Genomic DNA, 688 nt, shown 5'->3' on the forward strand with positions numbered 1-688 from the left:
GATCCACGGTCTCGTCGGCGAGAACGGCGCCGGAAAAAGCACGCTGATGAAGATCATCGCCGGCGTGCACACCGAATTCACCGGCCGTTTCCTGGTCGACGGCAAGGAGACCCATTTCCGCTCGGCGCGCGACGCGCATGCGGCCGGGATCGCCATGGTGCATCAGGAGCTCAGCGTCGCGCCCGACCTCACGGTCGCGGAGAACGTCTTCCTCGGCAACCAGCCGACCAACGCCCTCGGCCTGGTACAGTGGCGGCGCATGGCGCGCGAGGCCGGCGAGCAGCTTGCCCGTTTCGGCATCAACGTCGATCCGATGAGCCGGCTCGGCGACCTTCCGATCGGGCTCCAGCAGCTCATCGAGATCGCCCGCGTGCTGTTCTCCGGCGCCCGCATCGTCATCCTCGACGAGCCGACCTCCGCTCTCTCCCCGCCCGAGGTCGAGCGGCTGTTCGCGACGCTCAGGCGCCTGCGCGAGGCAGGCACTGCAATCGTCTTCATCTCGCATTTCATCGAGGACATTTTGCTCGTGTCGGACACGGTGACAGTGTTCCGCAACGGACGGAAGGTCGCGGAGACAGCGAGCGCTGCGACCAGCAAGGGCGCGCTGATCGAGGCCATGATCGGCCGCGGCGGCGAAGCGCTCGAGCACAGCTATACCGACGATCTGATGCTGCCCCAGCCGAGCGAC

1 protein-coding gene is annotated in these 688 nt (G+C 66.9%); it reads left to right on the plus strand.

Annotated elements, in window-relative coordinates; translation table 11 throughout:
* The coding region (locus AC1D00_RS44045) for an ATP-binding cassette domain-containing protein (protein ID WP_477015064.1) at positions 1-688 on the plus strand (688 nt) is incomplete at both ends.

This window comes from Bradyrhizobium sp. P2_E8 (assembly GCF_056403875.1).